7 protein-coding genes are annotated in these 8,144 nt (G+C 54.9%); 3 read left to right on the top strand and 4 right to left on the bottom strand.

Going from position 1 to position 8,144, the window contains the following annotated elements; translation table 11 throughout:
* Window positions 1-434 precede the first annotated feature (434 nt).
* Window positions 435-1,877: a hemolysin family protein gene (locus ACVWYZ_RS08535; protein WP_457466791.1), complete on the top strand. Its 1,443-nt coding sequence runs from the start codon at window positions 435-437 to the stop codon at window positions 1,875-1,877.
* 15 nt (window positions 1,878-1,892) lie between these two features.
* Here the strand turns inward: ACVWYZ_RS08535 and ACVWYZ_RS08530 are convergent, their stop codons facing one another.
* On the bottom strand, window positions 1,893-3,434 hold the full coding sequence (locus ACVWYZ_RS08530) for an aminotransferase class I/II-fold pyridoxal phosphate-dependent enzyme (protein WP_457466790.1): 1,542 nt from the start codon (window positions 3,432-3,434) through the stop codon (window positions 1,893-1,895).
* A gap of 122 nt (window positions 3,435-3,556) precedes the next feature.
* Between ACVWYZ_RS08530 and ACVWYZ_RS08525 the strand changes: the two genes are divergently transcribed.
* Window positions 3,557-4,123 (top strand): DUF2854 domain-containing protein, encoded by a 567-nt coding sequence (locus ACVWYZ_RS08525; RefSeq protein WP_414406707.1) that lies wholly within the window; start codon window positions 3,557-3,559, stop codon window positions 4,121-4,123.
* A 177-nt stretch (window positions 4,124-4,300) separates the two neighbouring features.
* On the opposite strand, the gene ACVWYZ_RS08520 is transcribed toward ACVWYZ_RS08525, so the two are convergent.
* The 3 genes from ACVWYZ_RS08520 to ACVWYZ_RS08510 form a co-directional block, all read right to left on the bottom strand.
* A complete protein-coding gene (locus ACVWYZ_RS08520) occupies window positions 4,301-4,678 on the bottom strand; it encodes a hypothetical protein (protein ID WP_414329093.1) in 378 nt (125 codons plus the stop codon).
* Window positions 4,679-4,762: 84 nt separating this feature from the next.
* Window positions 4,763-5,944: an Ig-like domain-containing protein gene (locus tag ACVWYZ_RS08515; protein ID WP_457466789.1), complete on the bottom strand. Its 1,182-nt coding sequence runs from the start codon at window positions 5,942-5,944 to the stop codon at window positions 4,763-4,765.
* Window positions 5,945-6,005: 61 nt separating this feature from the next.
* Entirely contained in the window at window positions 6,006-7,973 is a 1,968-nt protein-coding gene (locus ACVWYZ_RS08510) for an AMIN domain-containing protein (RefSeq protein WP_457466795.1), read from the bottom strand.
* Between ACVWYZ_RS08510 and ACVWYZ_RS08505 the strand changes: the two genes are divergently transcribed.
* Entirely contained in the window at window positions 7,860-8,090 is a 231-nt protein-coding gene (locus ACVWYZ_RS08505) for a hypothetical protein (RefSeq protein ID WP_457466796.1), read from the top strand. The two genes, ACVWYZ_RS08510 and ACVWYZ_RS08505, sit on opposite strands and share 114 nt — an antisense overlap.
* Window positions 8,091-8,144: the final 54 nt, after the last annotated feature.

Genomic DNA, 8,144 nt, shown 5'->3' with positions numbered 1-8,144 from the left:
CTCATCCAGACTTTGCCCCAGTACACTTATATGGAGGCGGGCTTTCCTCCCGGCACCAAGCCTGCGGCTATGGTGCGGGCCTCCAGCCCGAAAATTGGTGAAATTTACCAACGATATTGAAGTTAAGATCGACGCCACTACCGGCAATATTGTCGATATCGACGACTAGCACTCAGGAGATGCCCCCTGCATAGGCGGGGGTGAGCGTTGCCGGAAAAGGCTGTAGCTGCTACTGCTTGATGAAAAAGTAGCGACCTTGAGAACTGCGAAAGCTGGGTTGTGCAAAGGTCAGGGATCCCTTTCCTTTTGGGCATGGGGAAAGCGTCTACACGGTAGCTGCCTGATGGCTGAAGCCGGTTCGACAGCTGGCTAGGGACAGGTGGTGGGGTCAGGCTGAGCTAGAATGCTGTCTATCCGTCTTGCTGCTCCCCCTGATGGACGACCCCCCTTTAGCCTCGGCGGCTACTTTCCCCAACACTGAGCTTTCGTGGGGAGATGCGTCGCTTAGTCTCCTTTGGGTCATCGGTCTTCTGGTCATCAACGCTTTCTTTGTCGCAGTCGAGTTTTCCTTGGTATCGGCGCGGCGCTCCCGCATGGTGCAGTTGGCGAGCGAGGGAAACCGCCAGGCGGCAATTGTGCAAAAAGCCCAGGAACAACTGGAATATGCCCTCTCCACCACACAGTTGGGCATTACTCTGGCCAGTGTATTGCTGGGCTGGATTGGAGCCACCCAAGTTTCGCCCACGCTGTTTTTGGCCTTGAGCCGCTTGGACTGGTTTCAGAGTGTGGATCCGGCCCTTATGCAGGGGGTGGCGGTGGTAGTGGTGTTTTCGCTGCTCACCTATTTTCAGATCGTGGTAGGGGAGCTGATCCCCAAGACTCTGGCCATCCTCTATTCCGAGCCGATTGCGCTGCAACTGGCCTGGCTCAATCGTTTGGTCAGCCGTATCCTAAGACCTTTTGTAGAGCTGCCCCGCTTTTCCTCTCGGTGTGTGCTGCGGCTTTTGGGAGTCCAGATTCCGGAGGCCAGCTCCTTTTACAGCACCATGACGGTGGAGGAGTTGCAACTGCTGATCGCCTCGTCGGTGGAGTCGGGCAACATTGAGGCGGAAGAGCGAGAGCTGTTGAGCAACATCTTCGAGTTCGGCGAGACGGTGGCCAGCGAGGTGATGATCCCGCGTACCAGCATCGACGCGGTGCCAGAAACTGCAACGGTGCAAGAGGTGCTGGCCGAGGTGGCGGAATCGGGGCACTCCCGTTACCCGGTCTACGGCGAGTCTTTGGATGACATCCGCGGGCTGATCCACGTCAAGGAAGTCATTGGGGAGCTGGCCAAGGGATCCATCGACCTCCACAGCCCCATCACCAACTTCATCCGCGAGGCCCACTTTGAGCCGGAGAACAAGCCGATTGCCGAACTGTTGCCCGAAATGAGGCAGCACCACTGGCCGATGGTGGTGGTGGTGGATGAGTTTGGCGGCACGGCGGGCCTGATCACCATTCAAGACTTGGTGGAGGAGATTGTCGGCAAGCTCTCCGATGGCCCGGATCCCAACACCAAGGAGCCGGACATTCAAGAACTCGACGAAAATACCCTGCTCATTCAGGCTCAGCTAGATATTGAAGAGATCAACGAGCGCTGTGGCCTCAACCTGCCCCTGCACGAGGATTACCAGACGCTGGGGGGCTTTCTGATTTACCACATGCAGAAGATCCCGCGTGCTGGGGAAAAGTTCACCTACCAAGACATGGAGTTTCAGGTGGTGCGCATGGAGGGGCCACGGGTGGATCGGGTGAAGGTAGCCCGTCGTTCTGGCACTCCGGCAAACTCCCTGCCGCTGCTCCCCCCGGCGCAAACGGCAAAAACCCGTCCATAAACCTGCTGGAGAGGACTAGGCCGTTGCTTTGACCACCTTCAGGGTTTGTAGGCGCACATCCTCTGGGCCGTTGATAAAGCCTCCTGCCTCATGCACCAACAGCAGATAGTCCACCGCCTCTTGGGTCACCTCTTCTCCCGGCACCAAAATCGGGATCCCAGGTGGATAGGGGGAGATGATTTCGGCGCAGATATGGCCCACTGCTTCTTGGAAAGGCACCCGCTGAATGGGAGCAAAAAAAGCCTCCCGGGGTGATAGCCGTTGTGGTGGCAAGCAAGGACGGGGCAGTTGTGCCAGCCGCTGCATTTTTTCCATTGCCGCTCTGGATGGGCGGGATCCCTGAAAATGTTGCGACAGGGCGGCGAAACTTTCCACCAGGCGGTCAATGTCTCGCTGGGTATTGCCGATGCTGACAATGAAGACCACATTGTGCAGGGTGGACATCTCTGGCTGCACGTGGAAGTGATCGTTAACCCAGTCGTGAGCGTCGAAGCCGAACAACCCCAGCTCTGTCACCGTTACCGTGAGGCGGGTGCGGTCGAAATCGAAAAAACCAGGGGTGGAGCCGATACGCTCTGGGCCAAAACAGCGCAAGCCGGGGATGCGGTTGAGACGGGCGCGGGCTTGATCTGCCAAAGCCAAGGCTTGGCCCAGCAGGGCTTCTCCCTCCAGTGCCATCTGCCGCCGTGCCACATCCAGCGACATCATCAGCACATAGCTGGGACTGGTCGATTGCAGCAGTTGCAGAATGTTGCACACCCGGTTGGGGTCGATACGGGATCCCTGCAGGTGGAGCAGCGAGGCTTGCGTCATGCCGGAGATCACCTTGTGGGTGGACTGCACCACCAGATCGGCTCCGGCTTCCAAGGCCGAAATGGGCAATTCCGAATGAAACCCAAAATGGGGCCCGTGGGCCTCGTCCACCAATAGCGGTAGGCCATGGGCATGGGCGATGGAGGCCAAAGCCTGCACATCGCAGCAGACCCCGTAGTAGGTGGGGCTGACTACCAAAACGCCTTTGGCATCGGGATGCTCCGCCAAGGCCCCCTCCAAACCGGCTGGGGTAATCCCGTGGGCAATGCCCAGCTCCGGGTCAAAATCCGGCTCGATATAGGCCGGCACCGCCCCAGAGAGGATCACCCCGGCAATGGCGGATTTGTGGCAGTTGCGCGGCAACAAGATCTTGTCGCCTGGATCGCACACGGCCATCACCAGTGTTTCCACGCCACAGGTGGAACCGTTGACCAAAAACCAACTGCGATCGGCGCCGTAGGCCGCTGCAGCCAGCTCCTGGGCCTCCCGGATCACCCCATCGGGATCGTGGAGGTTGTCCACCTCTGGCAACTCGGTCAGATCCGCCCGGAAGACGTTCTCTCCCAGAAAGGCTTGCAGATCGGCAGGGATCCCACGTCCCTGTTTGTGGCCTGGCGTGTGAAAAGGAGCCTTATCCAAGCTGCAATAGTGGCGGATGGCCTCAAAAAGAGGTGCTCGCTCTTGGGCTTTGCGATCCAGCGAGCGCAAGCAACGAGAGGTTTTGGACAGATTGGACAGAACCACAGACCACTCCTCAACACACCAGGTGGGCATTTTGTGATTATCCATCCCAATGGAGGCTAAGTCCACCGCTGGCGCTTTTCCTGCTAGCCTGGGTTTTCAGGTGGCCTTTCTTCCTCTCCTGTATGTTTGAAAAACTGCCCTTCCCCCTGAGCACTCTCGTGTTGCTGGCCGGGGCTGCCGCCACGGCTTGGGGCTTTGCCCACTACAACGATCCCACCCTCAATCTCATCGGCCTGTTTGCCGGGATCCCCTTGCTGTTGGGAGGGATAACCATGAAGGTAGTGGAACTCAAGCCGGTACCTGCCCTGGCCGCCCCTTCTCTCGAGGTGATCCAAGCCCGCGCCCAGCAGGCCACGGAAATTCAAAAGCAAGTCCGCGCCGATATCACCAAATATAGCTACGGGGCTAATGCCCACCTGGAAGATGCCCTGGAGTTTCTGGGTCTGCGCGGCCCTCTGGAAGCAGATCTGCCCAAGGTGAGAGGGTACAGAGAAGAGCTGCGAGATGGCCGGTATACCTTGGTGCTTCTGTTCGATTCCCCCAAGGTTCCCTTCCAACAATGGCAGGAAAGCTACCAGAAAAAAATGCAAGGCTTCTTTGGCCGAGATGTGGAGGTGCAACTGGGGCAGCCCCAAGAAAATCAGGTGGAATTGGCGCTTGTTGCCCGAGGTGGATCCCAGGCCACCTGAGCAAGGCTTAACCTTCCGCCTCATCTGTCAGTTTCACGACTTTTTCACGGGTCGGCTCTTAGAATCAGAGCATCTCATAGGGAAGGTGTGTTGAGGACTGAAACACTAGAGGAAGGATAACCAGGGATCCCATTGGCTGGGATCCCTATTTTTTTCCATCGAGGGGGCGGGAAAGAATTAACGGGATCCCTCTCTGAGCAGCACAAGGATAACCCCGGCAATGATGCTAATCGTGGCTCCTGCGATCAAGCTGGTTGCCAGCCGCTCTAGCCGCTCCCCAACCGATTGAGCAGTGTCGAACTTGAAGCCCAACTTATCGACATCGGCGGAAAGTTTGCTGACACTTTGGGAGAGGTTATCCACCCTGTCGGTCAGGCTATCTACTCGGTTAGTCAGGTTGTCTACTCGATCCGTGAGGTTATCCACCTGCTCGGTCAAGCTATCCACCCGGTGAGACAACCCATCGACGCGCCCCAGCACTTCCCTCTGCTGGTTCACCAAAACTTCTACAACACGCTCAATCCGGTCTAGCCGATCCTCTGTGGGGGTTGTCATCAAATTGATCTCGTAGGTTCCTAATCTTAAAGTAAACAAACGAGCAAGGGATCTTTGTTGGTAAAGACTCTCCAGCCCATCAGGCTAGCTCTTATGGGCCTCAGCCGCTTGATCCTGAATAATCCAGGTACGCAGGATTTGAATTTCATCAGCGCTCAAGTGACCTAGGCGATCCATGCCGGTGCCGTTGCGACGAATATAGGCCAATTCTGGGGATCCACTGCGTCCGATAAAAGATCCGGGAGACTCTCCCTGGGGATCACTCACAGGAACCCTGGGCGTAGGTTCAGCTCCTTCCCTGCCCTGCGACAACAAACTCAGGGCATCCACTCCCCCCCCATTCAAACGGATCCCTGCAGCTCGCTGGATGACAGCATGACGAGCTAACCAACGCGGTTTGAGCAACTCGCTATTTTCCGATCCCGGCGTTACATAACGCATCACCGCAGCATAACTATCTAAAGGGCTGCGCCGCATCCGACCGGCCTGCTGATGACAACCTACACAACTGGCTTCTAGCAAGGGCTTAATATCTCGCTGGTAACTGTACTGAGGCTCGGTGCGGAAAGTCAATTCTATGGGCTTTTGTAAATCCAGCTCTTTGGCTGCAGGCAAGAGTATTCTGTAATCTGTGCTGTAGCTGAGTAGCTGTAAAGGCTGAAAGATCAGCTCGTTTCCCTGAATGTCAAAGGCCACCTCCACAGGGGGCTGGATCCCGAAGGCTAGACCTGTTATTCCGGCTGGAAGCTGTCGATCAAAACGCAGATGGATATTTTGGTCAATTGGGATCCCTCTTTGGCCATTGGAAGGATTGCTGGAGACCAATGTAATTCCATTTGCAAAGGGAGCAGTAGATTCTACCTGGGCTTGCTGCACCGGTGCTCGCGGCTGTAAAAGAGCCAACGCATCAGGATAGAAAATGGTATGCTGCTCCAATTGAGCGGGGGAGGGGTTTTGCTGCCAAACGCTGCGAGGCATTCGCACGGTAAATAGAGGGGCTTGCCGATCCCCGGCTTGTCCCAGTACCTCCAAGGTGATCTGCTCCGGCTGCGGTTGCGCTTGGAATTGTTGCGCCAAAGCTCGCCAAACCAGAGGACGCGATTGTTCCACTAGTTGTGAATAACTCTGCCCTTGTACCGATAGAGAAATGCGATGGGTTTGTGTCCAGCCTACTCTTGCCCATGCCAAAATCAAAGCCAGCCCGAAGCTAAGCAGCAAGGATCCCAGCCTGACCCAAGGTCGATAGCGAGAGTTCGAACTCAGCATTGATGCACAATTCATCTCATAAAAGTGGATGGCCGAAAACGATGAAATTCTGTATTTCGCCTTAATCTTCCAATATAACTGGAGTAATCAAGACGACAACCTCACTTCTAGTATTTGTTGTGTTTTGTCTGCGGAAGAGGGAGCCAAGTAAAGGAATTTCAGAAAGAAGTGGGACTTTATCAACAGATACTCGATCTTCCTCTTGTATCAATCCTCCAAGAAATAGTGTTTCTCGATCTTTAAGTCTGGTTTGCAATGTTCCGACAGAACGCTGATTGAGCAAACTAATAACAGTGCCATCAGAAAGTGTAATTTGACTGCCAATAGATGAGATCTGTGGAATAAGGTTCAGCGTAATGTAGCCGTTATCATCGATCCTGACATTCTGAATGAGTAAATTGACTCCCGCATTTCCTTTCTCAAAAACGACAGTTGATGTGCCAGTCGCAGGATCTGTTTGCAATCTCCTATTGGTGATAACTTCTTGGCCAACCACAATAGCTGCGCCAGTGTTATTCGCGACTACTACTTTTGGATCGGCCAATATCTTAGCTGTTCCTGAAGCAATGGCTGCATCTATACGAGCTGCTAGAGATTGCTGTAATCGATTCAAGGTGTTAAACACAAGTGAGCCTCCAGTCCCTGCAGCAGGAACAGAACCAACATTAGGAACTGAGGATCCTGCAGGTTGGTCAAGAGGAGTTCCACCGAAGACAGTGTTATCTCCAGACCCCAGAGCAAAGTTGCCAGATGCACTACCCAGTGCAACTCCTAGACTAGAATTATTATCTAGGTTGATCTCAATAAACCTAGCACTAATTAAAACCTGTCGACTTCTCAAGTCAATTTGCGCAAGATATGCTGCAATTACATCATGTTGGGTAGGTGTGGCAACAATAGTTAGCGAATTTGTTCTTGGATCTGCCTGAATTGCCGACTGTTGATCTAAAGGAATGTTTGATGCTTCCAAGATTCCCTGGATTCTATTTCTGATTTCACTCGGAGTAATACTTAGTTGCCTAGCATTGATTTCAACTGTTCCTCCTCCCCCTGCAGCACCGACAGCAGTTAAATCGAAAGTTTGCTCTGTCTCTTCGATTCTCAGTTGATTGAGTCTGTACGTCTTGACGATCTTCTGGCCAACTCCAGGGAGTGTAGTGCCGATAAAAACCGTTTGCCCTGAACGAGATGCTTGAAGTTCCTTCAGGCGCAAAATAAAGTTAAATGTTTCTTGTAGAGGTGAATCAGCCACATCTAAGGAAATCGTCAGGTCTGGAGGGACGTCATTGAGAACTACGTTCAGTCCAGCTCGACGCACCAGCAGACTCAACACATCACCCACAGGGGCATCCTTGAGGGTTAAGGTAATTGTGGCATTTGAACCCAAGTCAACTGGAGGGGGAGCCGGAATAATATTGCCGACAGCAAGATCTCCGGCCGGAGGAGCCACTGCTCGACCTTGAAACGGAGACGCACTGGGATCAGTAGCTCTCGAAGGCAGCTGAGGTTGGTTAAGCTGGCCCACAGGGGGGACCTGAGAAATCACGGGTGCAGCAGGAACAGCAGGTGCAGGAGGAGCCGCTTGAGTTGTCTGCGGAGGGGCAGGGTTTTGAGCGACCGGTTGGGAGGCAGGGGCAGGAGCTGCGGGCTGAGGAACAGGAGCCACGGGCTGAGGTCGGTTTAGTGACGCCGGTTGGCCGGGCGCTACTGGGTTGGACGAGGGTTGAGGGGGAACCGCCGCTAGGGGGGCCGGTGGAGCAGAGGGTAGGCCCTCAAAGTCGAAGACCAACTGCGTCGGGCTGCGCCGAGCCAGCAAGCCTTGGGGAGCTGCGGTCACACCGGCTATTTCTATCCGCACGCTGTCGTTGCTCAACTGCCGGGCCTCAATGAAGCGCACCCCCGGCAGGGGAGACTCTTGGCGATAGCGGCCCTGGCTTCCGCTCAATTGAGCATTGGTGATGTCCCCGATCCAAGATTGTCCCTGCTGGGTAAAGAACACCTGTGGGCGAGCGCCCCCTTCGGTGTTGATCTCCAACTGCATGCGGTTGCCGTTGGGCAGCAAACGGATATCTGTGATGCGGCTGAGGCGTTGCGGGTTTGCGGAGGTCAACTGCTGAGCGGCTGCCTCATTGACCCGGCTCTCTAAGGCCAATGAGGGTAAAGACAGGATCAAGCTCAACGCACACCCATAAGCAACTCG

The organism is Thermostichus sp. MS-CIW-37 (genome assembly GCF_054060065.1).
The sequence above is the reverse complement of the archived record's forward strand: the minus strand, read 5'-3'. Positions and strand labels throughout refer to the sequence as shown.